Source organism: Micromonospora parva (genome assembly GCF_040649675.1).
Taxonomy (GTDB): Bacteria; Actinomycetota; Actinomycetes; order Mycobacteriales; family Micromonosporaceae; genus Micromonospora; species Micromonospora parva.
Genome location: NZ_JBEZFX010000003.1, coordinates 556,234 through 572,694, shown reverse-complemented (window position 1 = coordinate 572,694; position 16,461 = coordinate 556,234). Strand labels below are relative to the sequence as shown.

The 16,461-nt window shown below is 72.5% G+C and carries 17 protein-coding genes, 2 tRNA genes and 1 other RNA gene; 11 read left to right on the top strand and 9 right to left on the bottom strand.

Translation table 11 applies throughout. The features are described from left to right. Positions 1-74: 74 nt before the first annotated feature. Both AB0C03_RS11185 and AB0C03_RS11180 read right to left on the bottom strand, forming a co-directional pair. A complete protein-coding gene (locus AB0C03_RS11185) occupies positions 75-1,148 on the bottom strand; it encodes a PHP domain-containing protein (protein WP_030328170.1) in 1,074 nt (357 codons plus the stop codon). A 1-nt stretch (position 1,149) separates the two neighbouring features. Then, positions 1,150-1,911: a M23 family metallopeptidase gene (locus AB0C03_RS11180; protein WP_357636179.1), complete on the bottom strand. Its 762-nt coding sequence runs from the start codon at positions 1,909-1,911 to the stop codon at positions 1,150-1,152. 115 nt (positions 1,912-2,026) lie between these two features. Between AB0C03_RS11180 and AB0C03_RS11175 the strand changes: the two genes are divergently transcribed. From AB0C03_RS11175 to AB0C03_RS11160, 4 genes are all read left to right on the top strand, one after another. Next, positions 2,027-2,365 carry a hypothetical protein gene (locus AB0C03_RS11175; RefSeq protein ID WP_030328166.1) on the top strand — a complete coding sequence of 113 codons (339 nt, stop codon included), beginning with the start codon at positions 2,027-2,029 and terminating at the stop codon, positions 2,363-2,365. Between the two features lie 112 nt (positions 2,366-2,477). After that, complete coding sequence (locus tag AB0C03_RS11170; protein WP_167337265.1) at positions 2,478-2,645, top strand: hypothetical protein; 168 nt, start codon at positions 2,478-2,480, stop codon at positions 2,643-2,645. A 117-nt stretch (positions 2,646-2,762) separates the two neighbouring features. Beyond that, positions 2,763-3,290 (top strand): tRNA adenosine deaminase-associated protein, encoded by a 528-nt coding sequence (locus AB0C03_RS11165; RefSeq protein WP_030328163.1) that lies wholly within the window; start codon positions 2,763-2,765, stop codon positions 3,288-3,290. Positions 3,291-3,435: 145 nt separating this feature from the next. Then, positions 3,436-3,882 (top strand): nucleoside deaminase, encoded by a 447-nt coding sequence (locus AB0C03_RS11160; RefSeq protein ID WP_209444471.1) that lies wholly within the window; start codon positions 3,436-3,438, stop codon positions 3,880-3,882. Between the two features lie 14 nt (positions 3,883-3,896). Here AB0C03_RS11160 and AB0C03_RS11155 read toward each other — a convergent pair whose 3' ends face one another. Then, positions 3,897-5,051, bottom strand: coding sequence for a sensor histidine kinase (locus AB0C03_RS11155; RefSeq protein ID WP_357636176.1), 1,155 nt, complete (start codon positions 5,049-5,051; stop codon positions 3,897-3,899). Next, positions 5,048-5,704, bottom strand: a complete 657-nt coding sequence (locus AB0C03_RS11150) for a response regulator transcription factor (RefSeq protein ID WP_030328157.1) — start codon at positions 5,702-5,704, stop codon at positions 5,048-5,050. The genes AB0C03_RS11155 and AB0C03_RS11150 overlap by 4 nt, the downstream gene beginning before the upstream one ends. Before the next feature lie 129 nt (positions 5,705-5,833). Between AB0C03_RS11150 and AB0C03_RS11145 the strand changes: the two genes are divergently transcribed. From AB0C03_RS11145 to AB0C03_RS11130, 4 genes are read left to right on the top strand one after another with little or no spacing between them, the layout of a single operon-like run. After that, positions 5,834-6,358 carry a hypothetical protein gene (locus AB0C03_RS11145; protein WP_030328154.1) on the top strand — a complete coding sequence of 175 codons (525 nt, stop codon included), beginning with the start codon at positions 5,834-5,836 and terminating at the stop codon, positions 6,356-6,358. After that, positions 6,355-7,440 carry an efflux RND transporter periplasmic adaptor subunit gene (locus AB0C03_RS11140; protein ID WP_357636171.1) on the top strand — a complete coding sequence of 362 codons (1,086 nt, stop codon included), beginning with the start codon at positions 6,355-6,357 and terminating at the stop codon, positions 7,438-7,440. The genes AB0C03_RS11145 and AB0C03_RS11140 overlap by 4 nt, the downstream gene beginning before the upstream one ends. Before the next feature lie 8 nt (positions 7,441-7,448). Then, positions 7,449-8,132 (top strand): ABC transporter ATP-binding protein, encoded by a 684-nt coding sequence (locus tag AB0C03_RS11135; protein WP_209444469.1) that lies wholly within the window; start codon positions 7,449-7,451, stop codon positions 8,130-8,132. Next, on the top strand, positions 8,132-9,331 hold the full coding sequence (locus AB0C03_RS11130; protein ID WP_030328149.1) for an ABC transporter permease: 1,200 nt from the start codon (positions 8,132-8,134) through the stop codon (positions 9,329-9,331). Before AB0C03_RS11135 ends, AB0C03_RS11130 begins: the two co-directional genes overlap by 1 nt. 109 nt (positions 9,332-9,440) lie before the next feature. Here the strand turns inward: AB0C03_RS11130 and deoD are convergent, their stop codons facing one another. Beyond that, positions 9,441-10,148 carry a purine-nucleoside phosphorylase gene (gene deoD, locus AB0C03_RS11125; protein WP_357636167.1) on the bottom strand — a complete coding sequence of 236 codons (708 nt, stop codon included), beginning with the start codon at positions 10,146-10,148 and terminating at the stop codon, positions 9,441-9,443. Positions 10,149-10,223: 75 nt separating this feature from the next. Here deoD and AB0C03_RS11120 point away from each other — a divergent pair. Next, positions 10,224-10,310, top strand: a tRNA-Ser gene (locus AB0C03_RS11120). Positions 10,311-10,394: 84 nt separating this feature from the next. Here the strand turns inward: AB0C03_RS11120 and AB0C03_RS11115 are convergent. The 3 genes from AB0C03_RS11115 to AB0C03_RS11105 form a co-directional block, all read right to left on the bottom strand. Continuing rightward, positions 10,395-10,889, bottom strand: a complete 495-nt coding sequence (locus AB0C03_RS11115; RefSeq protein ID WP_030328144.1) for a hypothetical protein — start codon at positions 10,887-10,889, stop codon at positions 10,395-10,397. A gap of 92 nt (positions 10,890-10,981) precedes the next feature. Next, positions 10,982-11,536 (bottom strand): hypothetical protein, encoded by a 555-nt coding sequence (locus AB0C03_RS11110; RefSeq protein ID WP_210861644.1) that lies wholly within the window; start codon positions 11,534-11,536, stop codon positions 10,982-10,984. A gap of 446 nt (positions 11,537-11,982) precedes the next feature. Continuing rightward, a tRNA-Ser gene (locus AB0C03_RS11105) sits at positions 11,983-12,067 on the bottom strand. 82 nt (positions 12,068-12,149) lie between these two features. On the opposite strand from AB0C03_RS11105, the gene ffs reads away from it, so the two are divergent. Together ffs and AB0C03_RS11095 are read left to right on the top strand one after the other, a co-directional pair. Then, an RNA gene (ffs, locus tag AB0C03_RS11100) (signal recognition particle sRNA small type) lies at positions 12,150-12,239 on the top strand. Between the two features lie 181 nt (positions 12,240-12,420). Further along, a complete protein-coding gene (locus tag AB0C03_RS11095; protein WP_357636164.1) occupies positions 12,421-15,552 on the top strand; it encodes a DNA polymerase III subunit gamma and tau in 3,132 nt (1,043 codons plus the stop codon). Here the strand turns inward: AB0C03_RS11095 and AB0C03_RS11090 are convergent. Further along, positions 15,549-16,289 (bottom strand): DUF998 domain-containing protein, encoded by a 741-nt coding sequence (locus AB0C03_RS11090; RefSeq protein WP_357636161.1) that lies wholly within the window; start codon positions 16,287-16,289, stop codon positions 15,549-15,551. The genes AB0C03_RS11095 and AB0C03_RS11090 overlap by 4 nt on opposite strands. Positions 16,290-16,461: the final 172 nt, after the last annotated feature.

Sequence of the window (16,461 nt, the reverse complement as noted above, 5' to 3'; positions counted from 1 at the left end):
TGATCGACACGGCTTTTCAGAAATCGGGGTGTCCGGCGGACCCGGACACCCCGATGTCCAGAAACGCGAGTGGATCAGCGCCGGTCGTGCGTCCAGGCCACCAGTTGCTCCGCCGACCACGTGTTGACCACCCGGTCGGCGGGGACACCGCACAGTGCCGCGCGTTCGCAGCCGAACCGCTGCCAGTCGAGCTGGCCGGGCGCGTGCGCATCGGTGTTGATGGCGAACCGGCAGCCGGCCTCCAACGCGCGGCGGATCAGACGCTTCGGTGGGTCCTGCCGCTCCGGCCGAGAGTTGATCTCGACGGCGGTGTCGTGCTCGGCGCAGGCGGCGAAGACGGCGTCCGCGTCGAAGTCGCTCTCCGCCCGGGTACGCGCCCGGTGCCCCCGATCGCCCGGACCGGTCACCCCGGCGGGCCGGGACGACACCATCCGGCCGGTGACGTGGCCGAGGATGTCCAGGTGCGGGTTGGCAACCGCCTTCACCATGCGCCGGGTCATCTTCGACCGCTCGTCCTTCAGCCCGCTGTGCACCGACCCGACCACCACATCGAGGCGCGCCAGCAGGTCGTCGTCCTGGTCCAGGGAGCCGTCAGCGAGGATGTCCACCTCGATCCCGGTGAGGATCCGGAAACCCTCGGGCAGCGCCGCGTTGACCTGCGCCACATGGTCGAGCTGCTGGCGCAGCCGGGCCGCGGTCAGCCCCCGGGCCACCGTCAGCCGGGGCGAGTGGTCGGTCAGCACCAGATACTCGTGGCCCAACTCCACCGCGGCCAACGCCATCTCCTCGATGGGCGAACCGCCGTCGGACCAGTCCGAATGGGTGTGGCAGTCGCCGCGCAGGGCGGCGCGCAGCGCCGTGGCCTCGGCGTCCAGGTCGCTGCCCTCGGTCGCCACCAGCCGGCGCAGGTAGACCGGCTCCTCACCGGCGAGGGACTCCGCCACACAGCGGGCCGTCACGTCACCGACCCCGGCCAGCTCGGTGAGCGTGCCGTTGCCGGCCCGTTCGGTCAGCTCGGCCGCGGGTAGGCCGGCCAACGCCTTCGCCGCCGACCGGAACGCGCGTACCCGGTAGGTGGCCTCGTTGGCCCGTTCCAGAAGGAACGCGATCCGGCGCAGGTCGGCGATGGGATCTCTCGCGCGAGCCATGTCAGGGCGCCTTCGGGCAGCCGTGCCGGCGTTGCCACGCGGTGACCTCGGCGGCCGGCTCCCGGTTGCCGCCGCGCCGCCAGGAGTCCAGGTAACGCGCCGGCCAGATCACCCCACGCCGGATCCACCAGCCGTCCTTACCGGTGCACCCCGGCGAGATGCCGAAGTGCACGTGGCAGACGTTGTTCGCGTTGCCCGTGCGGCCCACCTTGCCGAGCTGCTGCCCGGCGCGGACCCGCACCCCGGCGTCGACACCGCTGGTCACGGCGCTCAGGTGCGAGCCGTAGTACCGCACCCCGTCGTCGCCGAGCAGGGAGACCGACAGGCCGCCGTTGTCCGGGCCCTGTGGCCCGCGCTTGCGGTACCGGTCGACGCGGCTCACCTCCAGCACCGTCCCGTCGGTCACCGCCACGAACGGCTCGCCGCAGTCGGCGAAGAGGTCCGTCGCCGGGTACGCCCCGTGCGTCGGGTGGTAGTCGACGTTGTCGGCGCGTACCGGAAAGACATGCTTCAGCCCGACGCGGGGTGCCGTCGCCGACGGCGTGGCCGACGACGGCGCCGGCGGGCTCGGGTCGGTCGCCGCCGGCGACGGCGGCTGCGACGCCGGCTGGTCGGCTGTCGCCCAGACCGCCGGTGGCGTCGGCGCGGCGCCGTCGGGCACCCCCGGCCGGGTGGTCGCGCAACCGGCGGCCAGCACCGGGGCGAGCAGCAGCATGATGGGGTACGCCGGACGAGCGCGGCGGCTGATCGTCGGCGAGGCCATCCGGTCATCCTGGCAGAGCCGGTACCGTGGGCACGAGCGGCACGCGTGAGGGAGGGCAGCGACGGTGACCTTTGCCCGACCCGAACCTGGCCCGGACTTCGGTGCCGCCCGCCCGATGCCGCGTACCCCGTCGGGTCTCTTCCCCTCCGGTCCTCCGACCCGACCCACCTACCGCGAGCCGCACCCGGTCACCGGCGGTGGCGTCGCCGCCGGTGGTGGCGCGGCAGCCGGTTGGTTGCTGCTGTTCGGCCTGCTCGGCACCGACGTGGCCAGCTACGCCTGGTGGACGGTGTTCGCCGGCCTGCTGGCCTGGGTCACCGCCCTGGTGCTGGTCCGCTACGGCGACCGGGGGGTGGCCACCGGGGTCGCCATCGTCACGGCCGGTGGCTGGAGCATCGCCGCCGCCGTGGTGGCGGTCCGCTGGGCCACCAGTGGTGACTGGCCGCTGTGGTGACCAGCACGGACCGGCCCCGGAACGTCGCCCGGTTGACTGCGCCGCGTGCCCGGTTGGCTGCGTAGCGAACGCCGTCTTGACGTGGCCGCCCAGACTCGGCACGCTCGGCACTATGGTCTGGACCACTCCGCGACAGGATCCCGATCGCAGCCGCCGCCGCCTGCAGTTGCTGGCCGAGCTGGCGGGTGCCCGGGCGGTCCGCCAGCGCAGCCGACCACAGCGGCAGCGCACCGAGCGTCTGCGGCAACTCATCGCCACCCGCCGTCGAGTCGTCGGCTGATTCGACTTTGTCAGGAATGACCCGCCCTTCGGGGCGTTGACGGGTCGCCTGCCGACCCGACCGGCTAACGTGCACGCGTAACGAGTCGACGCTGTGTCGAGGGCTATTGGGGGGACCGTGTCGTACTTCGCTGCGGCCGTGGTGCGCGACGACAGTGGCTGGACCGCCGCCGAGGTCAGCCTGCGTGGCGCGACCGACATCGACGAGGTCGCCGACCGGCTGCGTGACGTCGACCAGGAGGCCGACGTGTCACTGCTCTTCGTCGAGGCCGACGACGCGTACCTGGTGATCCTGCGCCTGGACGAGGGCGAGGACCTGCGGGTGTTCGGTTCGGACTCCGCGTACGCCGAGGAGTCGCAGCTGGGGGCGCTGCTGGTCGGTGACCTGAAGACCTCGGTCACCGGGCTCGACGGTGACGACGAGCCCCGCCCGGCGAGCACCGGCGACGACGAGAGCGAGCAGCCCGTCGTCGACCCGGAGGCCGACCCGGTCGGTGACGCCGACCTGCTGGCAAACCTCGGCATCTCCGCGCAGAAGCTGCTGACCCTCTGCACCCACGAGGGGATGATGCCGGCGGACGTCACCGCCGAGATCTGCCAGGTGCTCGGCTGCGCCGACGAGGTCGAGGAGCTGCGTGAGGTCTGAGCCGGCCGACGCCACCGATCCGTCGCTGGAGTCGATCCGGCCGGGCCAACCCACCCCCGGTGCGGTGGGCCGCGCCGGGCCCGGTGCCCACGAGGGCCTTGCCGACACTGGTGAGATCGGCCGGCGGCAGCGGCACGAACTGTGGATGCGCCGCGCCCTGGAGGTCGCCGTCGCCGGTCCGCCGGTCGACGACGCGGTCAGCACCGACGTCGACGACGTGCCGGTGGGGGCGGTGCTCTACGGCCCGGACGGCACCGAGCTGGCCACCGGCCGCAACGAACGGGAGTTGACCGGGGACCCCACCGCGCACGCCGAGGTGCTGGCCCTGCGCCGAGGCGCCGAACGCACCGGCCGGTGGCGGCTCGACGGCTGCACCCTGGTGGTCACCCTCGAACCGTGCACCATGTGCGCCGGGGCGCTGGTGCTCGCCCGGGTCTCCACCGTCGTCTTCGGCGCCTGGGAACCCAAGACCGGCGCGGCCGGATCGCTCTGGGACGTGCTGCGCGACCGCCGGCTCAACCACCGCCCCGAGGTCTACGGCGGCGTGCTGGAGACCGAAACCGCCACCGTCCTGCGCGCGTTCTTCCGCTGAGGTCGGGTCGCCGGTCAGGCCGGCGGCAGGGTGACGGTGACGACCAGCCCGCCGCCCGGACGGGGCTGCGCCTCGGCGATGCCACCGTGGGCGCGGGCCACCGCGCGGACGATGGACAACCCCAGCCCGAAGCCCCGCGCGCCGACGACCCGCTCCCGCGACAGCCGCCGGAAGGGCTGGAACATCGTCTCCACGTCGTAGCCGGGAACGACCGGGCCGGTGTTGGTCACCGTGAGGGTGGGCCGACCTCCGACCAGCCCGGTACGCACCTCCACCCAGCCGTCGGCGGGCAGGTTGTGCCGCAACGCGTTCTCCACCAGGTTGAACGTGAGCCGCTCCAACAGCACCGGGTCGCCGCTCGTCGGCGCCGGGGCCAGCGCCCGCCGTACCCGCACGCCGGGTGCCTGCCCGCCGGCCTGATCGGTGGTGTGCGCGCAGACCTCGGCCAGGTCGACCGGCGCACGCTCGGTCAGCTCGTTCTCCGAGTCGGCCAGGGTCAGCAGGCCGTCGATCAGCCGCTCGTGGCGTTCGTTGACCGCCAGCAGCGACTCACCCAGTCGCCGGGTCTCGGCCGAGGCGTCCGGGCGGGTGACCGCCAGCTCCACCAGGGCGCGGTTGAGCGCCAGCGGGGTACGCAGCTCGTGCGAGGCGTTCGCCACGAACCGGCGCTGCCCGTCGAAGGAGCGGTCCAGTCGTTCCAGCATCTCGTCGAACGTGTCGGCGAGTTCGCGTACCTCGTCGGGAGGGCCGGTCAGCGCGATGCGCTCGTGCAGACCACGGCCGGCGGTGTCCGCGCCGGCGATCCGGCGGGCCGTGCCGGTGATCTGGTGCAGTGGCTGCAACGCCCGGCCGGCGAGCAACCAGCCGAACGCGATCGCCACCGTCGACACCACTATCAACGCGATGCCGCCCTGGGTGAGCAGCGACTCCAACGCGTTGCGTTTCGCTTCGTCCTGCACCTCCTGCACCAGGGCGCGCAGGTTGTCGAGGTTCTGCCCGCTGGGCGTCGTGGGGGTGGTCCTCGGCAGGTCGCGCAGGCTCACCCCGAACGGCTGCGGCATCCGCTGATCCACCAGCACGTACGTGACGGCGAGCAGGACCACGCCGGCCAGCAGGAAGAGCCCGCCGTAGATGAGGGTGAGCCGGGCGCGGATCGTCAGGCGTTTCATCGGATCTGGTACCCCGCCCCGGGCACCGTCTCGATCACCGGCGGGTCGCCGAGTTTGCGGCGCAGCTTCATGACTGTCACCCGGACCACGTTCGTGAACGGGTCGATGTGCTCGTCCCAGGCGCGTTCCAGCAGGTCCTCGGCGGAGACCACCGCGCCGTCGGCACGCAGCAGCTCGGCCAGCACCGCGAACTCCTTGCGGGACAGCGCCACGTACCGGTCGTCCCGGCGTACCTCGTGTCGGGCCGGGTCGAGCTGGATGCCGGCGCGCCGTAGCGTCGGCGGCGCCGCCGGGCGAGACCGGCGGGTCAACGCGTGCACCCGGGCCGATAGCTCAACCAGGGCGAAGGGCTTGGTCAGGTAGTCGTCGGCGCCGAGCGCCAGCCCGGCCACCCGCTCCCGGACCGCCGCCGACGCGGTCAGCATCAGCACCCGGGTCTCCCCGCCCGCATCCACGATCGCCCGGCACACGTCGTCGCCGTGCACCACCGGCAGGTCCCGGTCCAGGACCACCACCGCGTACTCGTTGACGCCGAGCCGTTCCAACGCGGCGTCCCCGTCGTACGCCACGTCGACAGCGAACGACTCCCGGCGCAGCCACTCGGCGATGGCGTCCGCCAGCACGTTCTCGTCCTCGACCACCAGCACTCTCACCCCTCAATGGTGCTCGGGGCTCCGTAACGGCGGCATAACCGCCGACGGTAACGCCGGGGATACGCGCGCTGCCGTGCACTGGGTGCCACGTTCGGCGAACCGCGCCGGACCTGAGCGGAGGTGGACATCATGCGACGACATCTGCTTGCGATCCCCGTCCTGCTCGCCCTGGCGCTGTCCGGGTGCGGCGCGGGAGGTGACGACGGCGGCGGGGTCGCTACCGCCGGCGGGACGAAGGCCGACGCGACGGCGACCGGCACGCCGGTCAGTGACTCGGACCGGCAGCTCGCCTTCGCCAGGTGCATGCGGGAGAACGGGGTGGACCTGCCCGACCCGGAGGCGGGCGGCCGTCCCGGCTTCCGGTTCGGCGCTGACGTGGATCAGCAGAAGGTCCAGGCGGCCATGGAGAAGTGCCAGGACAAGCTGCCCAACGGCGGGCAGGGACCGCAGCTCAACCCCGAGCAGGCCGAGCGGATGCGCACGCTCGCCAAGTGCATGCGGGAGAACGGGGTGCCCGACTTCCCGGACCCGGACGCCGACGGACGGGTCCGGATCGGGGCGGGGGACAACGCGATCAACATCGGCGACCCGGCCATGAAGGCCGCGCTGGAGAAGTGCCGGCAGCACGCACCGCAGTTCGGGGGTGACCGGTGACGATCCGACGCTCGCGGCTGCGCGCCGCCGTCACCGGAGGCATCGTCCTGCTGGTCGCGGCGGTGGGCGTGGTCGCCGCGGTGGGCTTCGGCGGCGGTGCCGACGGCGGACGCGCCCAGGCCGGCAGCGCACCACCCGCCACCGCCACCGTCACCCGGCAGACCCTCGCCGACTCGGAGACCGCCGACGGTGAGCTGGGGTACGGCACCACGCGTACCGCCACGGCGAAGCTCAGCGGCACCGTCACCGCGCTGGCGGCGACCGGGTCGACGGTACGGCGGGGCAAGGCGCTCTACCGGGTCGACAACGAGGCGGTGGTGCTCCTCTACGGCGGGCTGCCCGCGTACCGGACCCTCGCCCCCGGGGTGGAGGGGTCCGACGTCGCGCAGTTCGAGCGGAACCTCGACGCGCTGGGCTACACCGGTTTCACCGTCGACGACGAGTACACCGGCGCCACCGCGGACGCGGTCCGGCAGTGGCAGGAGGACCTGGGTCTGACCGAGACCGGTCGGGTCGAGCCGGGGCGCGTCGTGTACGCCGATCGGGAGGTCCGGGTGGACGGCCACCAGGCCGACGTCGGCGACCTGACACAGCCCGGCCAGGCGGTGCTGACCTACACCGGCACCAGCCGGGTTGTCACAGTCGAGTTGGACGTGGACGACCAGCGGCTGGCCAGGCGCGACGCGAAGGTCTCCGTGCGGCTGCCCGACGGCCAGACGGTGGCGGGCACGATCAGCACTGTCGAGACGGTCGTCCAGGCCGGTACGGCTGGTGCCAACGGACAGTCCGGCGACGCCGAGACGAAGATCGAGGTGACCGTCGCGGTGACCGATCCGAAGGCCCTCACCGGGTTCGACCGGGCCAGCGCGGACGTCACGTTCACCGTCTCGGAGCGCCGCGACGTGCTCACCGTGCCGGTGGCGGCGCTGTTGGCTCTGGCCGAGGGCGGCTACGGCGTCCAGGTCGCCGAGGGTGGCACGAGCCGGATCCTCGCGGTGACCACCGGGTTGTTCGCCGGCGGGCGGGTGGAGGTCACCGGCACGGGCCTCACCGAGGGCGCGACGGTGGTGGTGCCGACGTGAGCGGCGAGGTGATCGTGCTCGACCGGGTCAGCAAGCGGTATGCCGGCGGCGTCGTCGCCCTGGACGACGTGTCGCTGCGGATCGGCCACGGCGAGTTGGTAGCGATCGTCGGCCCGTCCGGGTCGGGAAAGTCGACGATGCTGCACCTGATCGGCACCCTGGACCGGCCGTCGTCGGGCAGCGTGCTCATCGACGGGTACGACGCGGCGAAGCTGACCGACCGGGAGCTGTCCGCGTTGCGGGCCACCCGGATCGGCTTCGTGTTCCAGCAGTTCCACCTCGCCCCGGGCGTTCCGGTGGTGGACAACGTCGCCGACGGGTTGCTCTACTCCGGCGTACCGCTGCGGCGGCGGCGCGACCGTGCGGAGGCCGCGCTGGTCCGGGTTGGCCTGGGCCACCGGTTGGGGCACCGGCCGCACGAACTCTCCGGCGGGGAACGGCAGCGGGTCGCCGTGGCCCGTGCGGTGGTCGGCGAGCCGGCGGTGCTGCTCGCCGACGAGCCGACCGGCAACCTGGACTCCCACTCCGGTGCCGAGGTGTTGGAGCTGCTGCACGACCTGCACCGGGCCGGGACCACCGTCGTGGTGATCACCCACGACCGGGAGATCGCGGCAAGCCTGCCCCGGCAGGTGCGGATGCGCGACGGCGCGGTCCGACACGACTCGGCCCGCACGTCGGACGGGGTCGGCTGATGGCGACGCTGACCCCGGCCCGCCTGGGACCGGCGGACGTGCTGCGCGTCGGCGGGGTGGGGCTGCGGACCCGTCCGCTGCGGGCGTTCCTCTCCGCGTTGGGCATCGCGATCGGCATCGCCGCGATGATCGCGGTGGTCGGCATCTCCTCGTCGTCCCGGGCCGAACTGGACCGGGCGCTCGACGCGCTCGGCACCAACCTGCTCACCGTCGAGCCGGGCAGCACCCTGTTTGGTGCGGACGCGCAACTGCCCGAGGAGTCAATCGCGATGATCGGGCGGATCGGCCCGGTGACCGAGGTGTCCGCGACCGGGCAGGTCTCCGACGCCAAGGTGTACCGCTCGGACCGGATCCCGGCGGCGGAGACCGGCGGCATCGCCACCCGGGCGGCAGGGCTGGATCTGCTCGGCACCGTCGGGGCCGAGGTGGCCACCGGCACCTGGCTCAACGAGGCGACCGCCCGCTACCCGGCGGTCGTGCTCGGCGCCACCGCGGCGCAGCGGCTCGGGATCACCGCGGCCGACCCGCAGGTGCAGGTGTGGCTGGGTGGACGCCCGTTCACCGTGGTCGGAACCCTCGCCGCCGCACCTCTCGCCCCGGAGCTGGACACCTCGGCGTTGATCGGCTGGTCGGCGGCGACCGAATACCTGGGCTTCGACGGCCACCCCACCATCGTCTACACGCGGGCCGAGGAGTCGCAGGTCGAGGCGGTCCGGTCGGTGCTCGGCGCGACCGCCAACCCGGAGGCGCCGAACGAGGTGGAGGTGTCCCGGCCCTCGGACGCGTTGGCCGCCGCCGAGGCGACCGACGACGCGTTCACCGGTCTGTTGCTGGGTCTGGGCGCGGTCGCCCTGCTGGTCGGTGGGGTCGGTGTGGCGAACACCATGGTGATCTCGGTGCTGGAACGCCGAGCCGAGATCGGCCTACGCCGGTCACTCGGGGCCACCCGTGGTCAGGTTCGGACCCAGTTCCTCGCCGAGTCGCTGCTGCTCTCCGCGCTCGGCGGGATCGGTGGGGTGGTGCTGGGCATCCTGGTCACCTCGGGATACGCGCTGTCGCAGCACTGGCCGACAGTGGTGCCGGCCTGGGCGATGCTCGGCGGGGTGGGTGCCACGCTGATCATCGGCGGCTTCGCCGGCCTCTACCCGGCCGTGCGCGCCGCTCGCCTCTCACCGACCGAGGCGCTGGCCGCCGTCTGACTTTCTGCGGCTGTGGCCCGGCGGCCTGATGCGAAAGAGCGTGATGACTCTGAGGCATCTTGATGCCACACAGTCATCACGCTCTTCGCGGTATTGCCGCCGGAACGGGTCAGGCGATGATCGTGTCGAGGGCGATCTCGACCATCTGGCTGAAGGTCTGCTCCCGCTCCTCGGAGGTGGTCTTCTCGCCGGTCTTGATGTGGTCGCTGACGGTCAACACGGTCAGCGCGCGGGCCTTGAACCGCGCGGCGATCGTGTAGAGCGCCGCCGACTCCATCTCCACGGCCAGCACGCCGTAGTCGGCGAGGGTGTCGTAGAGGTCCGGCCGGTCGGTGTAGAAGGCGTCCGCCGCCAGGATCGGCCCGACGTGCATGCTGATGCCGCGCCGCTCCGCCACCTCGACCGCCGTCCGCAGCAGCCCGAAGTCGGCCACCGGGGCGTAGTCGATCAGCCCGTCGAAGCGCATCCGGTTCATGTTCGAGTCGGTGGACGACCCGATCGCCGCCACCACGTCCCGCAGTTGCAGGTCGGTGCTGAGGGCACCGCAGGAGCCGACCCGGATCAGCGTCTTCACGCCGTACTCGTTGATCAGCTCGTGGGCGTAGATGGAGGCCGACGGCATGCCCATGCCGGAGCCCTGGACGGAAACCTCGACGCCGTTCCAGCGGCCGGTGAAGCCCAGCATGCCCCGGACCGTCGAGTAGCAGGTGGCGCCCTCGAGGTAGGTCTCCGCGATCCACTTGGCCCGCAGGGGGTCACCCGGCATCAGGACCCGCTCGGCGATCTCGCCCGGCTTCGCGCCGATGTGCGTACTCATGGCAAAGATCCTGCCAGGCCGGCCCGGGCGATACCGGTTCGGCGTCGGAACCAGCGGTCCTGTACCCTCGTCGGCGGTGGCGTGTCCGAGCGGCCTAAGGAGCACGCCTCGAAAGCGTGTGAGGGTTAACGCCCTCCGAGGGTTCAAATCCCTCCGCCACCGCTCTGTAGTGCGGAAACGCCCGGTTCGACCCGCGAGGATCGAGTCGGGCGTTTCTTCGTCGGCCGGTAGCGCGGTGGTGGTGGGTCAGCAGGGGCCGACGCCGTCGTGGAAGAGGCGGCGGGCCCAGTCGGCGTACCCGGCGATGGTTTTCCGGACCGTGCGCCCGTCGTGGAGGAACAGGTACGCGCGGTCGCCGCTGCGGGCGAGCAGCCCGTCGAGGCGATGTGTCCCCTGTGGAGCGCGAAGTCGGCTGACCTGGGGGTAGCTGTCCCAGACCTGGTCGACGGGCGAGCCGACGGTGATGCCCTCCGGTGTCCGCATCGGGTCGCCGACCCAGAGCAGCACGAGTTTGTCGTCCATGAAGACCGGGCTGACGGTGTCGTGGCCGGCGAGCACCGGCCCGCAGGCGTCCAGGCTGGTACGCAGGATGCCGCGTCTGGTCAGCTCGTCCTCGGTGGCACCGAATTCGATGTTCCGTAGGCCGTTCAGGTCGATGATCTCCACGCTGCCGACGGGCCGACCGTCCGGGATCGGCCCGGTTGGTGGTACGCCGCTGCCGGCGATTGAGGCAGCAGTCATCAGCGTGGCGATAAACGCAAATTGTCGCAATTTCATGGAATCCCCCAGTCCCCAACGGAACGGGAGCATTCAGGTTGCTGCCAGTGGCCGGATTACTGATTTTCCCACTGCTCGACCAGCTCGTCCCAGTAGTCGGCGCTGAGCCGGCGCCGCCCGTGTGCCAACCAGCCGTCGGTGTTTCGCTCCAGGTGCAACCCCAGTTCGGCGAACGGGTCGATCCAGGTGCCGGGCTCGACGCCGAGCCGGGTCAGGGCCCCGTTGATCGGCCAGAGCGGGCGCGGCGCTTCCAACTCGTCGTCGAAGCACGGGCCCCAGGACAGCTCCCCGCCCAACCACACCGCCGCCGACTGGTAGCCGGCGCCGGCACCGAACTCCGCCTCCAGGTATGCCACCGGCCCCGACCGCGACCAGCGGCTCAGCACCTCGACCAGGGCCGTGGACAGCACCAGGCCGAACGGACGCTCGGCGCTCCGGTCGTCAGTCGCGAAATCCGGTAACGACCCGGTCAGTTCGATCACCAACTGTGGGGTGACCGGCAGCAACGCGAAGTCCTGACGCAGTTCGCCAAGGACGGCGTGGTCCAGCTCGGCGGTCTGCTCGCGGAGCAGTTCGGCGTCCGCGACCACCGCGCTGAGCTGGTAACTCATCAGTCCCCCGTCGTCCACAGGGTGTGGATAGAACATGTGTACGACGGCGGCGGGCTCCACCGGCCCCGGGACCGTACCCGCCGTCCGCGCTCACCCCCGAATCAGCCGGGGTGGTTCGTCATCGCACTGTCCGTTCGCCTCATTTCGATGGCCCGGTCGGCTGCCTATGGTTTCCTGGCGCCTGTCGAAACGGGGTCTCTGTGCAACGAAGCGCACCTCTCCTGGTTCTCCCCATCGTGCTGGCCGGCCTGGCGGTGAGTGCCCCCGCGCAGGCCGCGGACGGCGTCCAGACCATCACCCGGGGTGGCGTCGCGCTCAGCACCACAAGGTGTCCCTGCTGAAGGCGACGCCCCGGCACGTCCAGGTGGCCGGCTGACGTCACCGCGCAGACGACTCAGGGCCGGTCCCGTTGGGGCCGGCCCTGTCGTTCGTGCTGCTCAGGTGAGCGGAGGATACGAGATTCGAACTCGTGAGGGTGTAAACCCAACACGCTTTCCAAGCGTGCGCCCTAGGCCTCTAGGCGAATCCTCCGCGAGCCAGGATACAGGCCCGTGTCGGCCGGGCCACCCCACCACCCCCTGAAGATCGACGGGCGGTCGGGTAGGCTGGGCGTCACCTCCCGTGCGGCGGTATCTCGTGAACCTCCCCAGGGCCGGAAGGCAGCAAGGATAAGCGAGCTCTGCCGGGTGCACGGGAGGCCTTTTTGTCTGTGGGCTGGTTGATCCACTCGACATTCATGATGTCGCGGTGTCCCGGCCAGACGGACATCGCGGTTTCCAGGAAGCCGAGTCGATCAAGTCCGTAGGCCCGGGCGCCGCGGCGGGGTGGGTGGTCACCCGCGCCCGACCGGCGCAGAATGGCTCGGTCGAGAGGAGGCGGGACGAGTGACGCTGGCGCTCTACCGCAAGTACCGGCCGCGTACCTTCGCTGAGGTCATCGGTCAGGAGCACGTGACCGAGCCGCTGTCGCAGGCGCTGCGCAGCGGACGGCTCAACCACGCCTACCTCTTCTCCGGCCCACGCGGCTGCGGCAAGACCTCCAGCGCCCGGATCCTGGCCCGGTCGCTCAACTGTGAGCAGGGCCCCACCCCGGAGCCGTGCGGCAAGTGTGAGTCCTGCCGCTCGCTGGCCACCGACGGCGCCGGTTCGATCGACGTGATCGAGATCGACGCGGCCAGCCACGGTGGTGTCGACGACGCCCGTGAGCTGCGCGAGCGCGCCTTCTTCGCGCCAGCCAGCAGCCGCTTCAAGATCTACGTCATCGACGAGGCGCACATGGTCTCGACCCAGGGCTTCAACGCCCTGCTCAAGCTGGTCGAGGAGCCTCCGGAGTACGTCAAGTTCATCTTCGCCACCACCGAGCCGGAGAAGGTCCTCGGCACGATCCGGTCGCGGACCCACCACTACCCGTTCCGGCTGATCCCGCCGAAGGTGCTCCGCCCGTACCTGGAGCAGCTCACCCAGGCCGAGGGCGTCGCCGTCGAGCCGGCGGTCTTCCCGCTGGTGGTCCGCGCCGGCGGCGGCAGCGCCCGGGACAGCCTCTCCGTGCTCGACCAGCTCATCGCCGGGGCCGGCCCGGAGGGGGTCACCTATGCCCGGGCCGCCGCGCTGCTCGGGGTCACCGACGCCGCGTTGATCGACGAGATGTGCGACGCGCTGGCCGCCGGGGACGGGGCCGCCGCGTACGCCACCGTCGACCGGGTCGCCGAGGCCGGTCACGACCCGCGCCGGTTCGCCTCCGACCTGCTGGAACGGCTGCGCGACCTGATCGTGATCCAGCAGGTGCCGGACGCCGCCGCGAAGGGCCTGATCGACGGTCCGGCCGACCAGATCGAGCGAATGGCCGCCCAGGCCTCGCAACTCGGCCCGGCCACGCTCTCCCGTTGCGCCGACATCGTGCACGACGGCCTGGTGGAGATGCGCGGCACCACAGCGCCCCGCCTGCTGCTGGAGCTGATCTGCGCGCGGATGCTGCTGCCCGGCGTCGACGACACCACCGGCGGCCTCCTCCAGCGCCTGGAACGGATGGAACGCCGGCTCACCCTGGGCGGCACCGACGCGCCGTCGGCAGCCGCCGGCTCCGCGCCCGCCAACCACCCAGGGGTACGCCCACAGCCCGCCGCACCGGTCCCGGCTGCCGCCACCCCCGCGAACGCCCCGACCTCCGCCCCGCCGTGGGAGGTCGACCCGGCCGCGTCCCCGACCCGGGGCGTTGCGGCCCCGGGTGCTCCCGCGCCGGCCGCCTCGGCCACCGGGGCACCCGCCTTCGGCGCTTCGATGTCAAGCGCTCCCAGCTCGGGTGCTCCGACCTCCGGTGCGCCGGCCTCGTACGTGTCGACGGCCGACTCGCCGATCCCGGCGTCTCCGGGCGCGTCGACCGGCTCGGCCGCCGCTGACCCGACCGTCCCCGTCTCGCCCGCCGGGCCGGCCCCGCGTCGCGTGGTGCCACCGTCGGCGGTGCTTCCCGACCCGGCCACGCCCGCGCCGCCCCGTCCGGGGGCACCGGCCCCCGCGCTGGACGCGGTCGCGGTGCGCCGCGTCTGGCCCGACGTGGTCGGCAAGGTCAACCGGACCAACAAGCGGATCGCCGCCCTGATGCGGGACGCGGTGGTCCGTGAACTCGACGGCGACATGCTGGTCCTGACGGTGAAGTCCACAGTGCTCGCCAAGATGATGGCCGACCACGCGGCGGTACTCACCGACGCGCTCTACGAGGAGTTGGGCGGGCGCTGGCAGATCCGGTGTGAGGTGGCCGGCGAGCGCGGCGGCGCGTCGCTGTCCGGCCCTCCGCGCTCGCAACCCGCCGCCCCGGCCCGCCCCGCAGCCCCGCCCGCCGCGACCCCGACGGCCGGCCCGACGAGCGCGCCGCCAGCCGTTCCGAACTCGAACGCCCCTGGCTCGCCCTCCGCGCCGGGCTCGAACCCTGCCTCTGGCTTCAACCCTGCGCCGGGCTCGAACTCCGCGTCAGGCTTCGACCCTGCGTCAGGGTCGAACGCTGCGCCGGGCTCCAGCCACGCGCCGGGCTTCGACCCTGCGTCAGGCCCCGACGCTGCGCCTGGCTCGAACTCCGGGCCAGGCGTCGGCGCAACGGCTGGCACGAACGCGCCAGGTGCGAACGTCGCCGGGCCAGGGGGAACCCCGACACCCAACGCCCCGACCGGCGCTGCCGGCCCGACGAGTGGGCCGCGCACGGCGGTGAACCCGACCGGCGCTGCCGGCCCGGCTTCGCGGGGCGGTGTCGGCGCGGGTAGCGGTGGTCACGGTGCGGGTCGACAGGGTGCGGTGCTGTCCACCCCGGCGGCGGACGACGAGGGCGACTGGCCGGAGGCGGCCCGACCCGGCGGCGGTGCGCCCGTCGCCGAGGCGACGGATGACGAGGACTGGCCGGAGGCCGCCCGACCCGGCGGCGCGTCGGCCGGCAGCGGGTCGAGCCCGGACGGCTCCCAGCCCGCATCGGCGTCGACCGGCGCGTACGGCGGGGGCGCGAACGGCAGCGGCACCAACGGCGGCGCGGTGACCGGCAGCGGCACCAACGGCACCGGCACCAACGGCACCAACGGCGGCGGCGGTGCGAACGGTGCCGGACCCGGCGGTTCGGGTGGTCCCGGGGCGGCGGCCGGTGGCGGTAGGCCGGGCGGGCGGGGTAACCCGGCCCCGGTGGCCCGGCAGCCGGCGACAGCCGGTGGTGCCCCGGTGAGCAGCGCCATCGCCGCGGCTCGCGCGGCGGCGGCGGGGCGCGGTGCGCGTACCGGAGCGGCGGCCCGGCCCATCGCGGACGCCGAATGGGCCGGCGAGCCGCCCTACGACCCGGACTTCGATGGTCCGACGCGAGCCGGCCGGCCCGGCGGCGCGGCACCGGCGGCGACCCCGGTCTATGAGGGGTTCGACCCGGGCGACGAGCCGTTGGACGAGATCATCGACGAGAAGACCGCACGGGAGTCGAGCGAGGAGCAGGCGGTACGGCTGCTCCGGGAAACCTTCGGCGCCGAGAAGATCAACGAAGTCGACGCCCGCTAGCCCTCGCCCCGCCCCCAGCTCGCCGATCTTGCAGTTTCAGTAGTCGAAAAGGACAGAATGCCCTCCGATGTCGGCGCGGAAAGTGCAAGATCGCGCAGGGGAGGGGGTTCGGCCAGCGAGACTCCCAGGCAGCAGGCCCAGAGGGGGAAGGGTAGGACGGCTATTCGTTCCATGCCGCCTACCCCGATTCCCAGGCCCTGCTGGGCGGCGAACAATGCCGTCCCGACCAGCGCGATGAGCCCTGCGGTGAGGGTGAGTCGTCGGTACCGGCCGAGTGTCGTGCCGCTCGGGGCGAAGCCGGCGAGGAGCAGACCGACGTTGCCCAGACCCATGATCAGGAATGCGCCGAGAACGTGCAGGTTCTCGTCGACGTCGGCCGGGTAGCCGGCCGCTAGGGCGTATCCGCCGGCGGCCAGCAACAGGAGGGTCTGAGCCGACCGCACCACCGGGCCGCGGCCGAGGATCCGCCAGGTCAGCAGGAGCCCGACGGCGAGCAGTACGGCGGTGGCCACTGTCGCGGTGTTCATCAGCGGGTGCCACGGCGAGCAGACGTAGCGGGGGCGGGTGGTGTCCCAGCTGCCGCAGTGGACGTTGCCGAGGTCGCTGATGTTGTGGGTGGCCCAGCTGTAGGTCGGCTCGCGCCAGCGCAGCCCGGTGACCAGACTGGCGACGAGGAAGACGGGCGTGGCCGCCAGCCAGCACAGCGCGCCGACCCGGCCGGTACGGGTGAGGTTCATACCCCGAGCAGACCAGTGCGGCGGCGTGGGCGCACTACCACCAGATGGCCGGTTCGGGGTAGGGGTAGCCGTACCCGGAGCGCCCGGCGTGGGCGGACGCACCGGGCGGGGCGAGGTCGGTCCCAGCGGATAGGCTGAGCGGCGGTCGAGCAGACGAGTGCGAGAAGGAGCC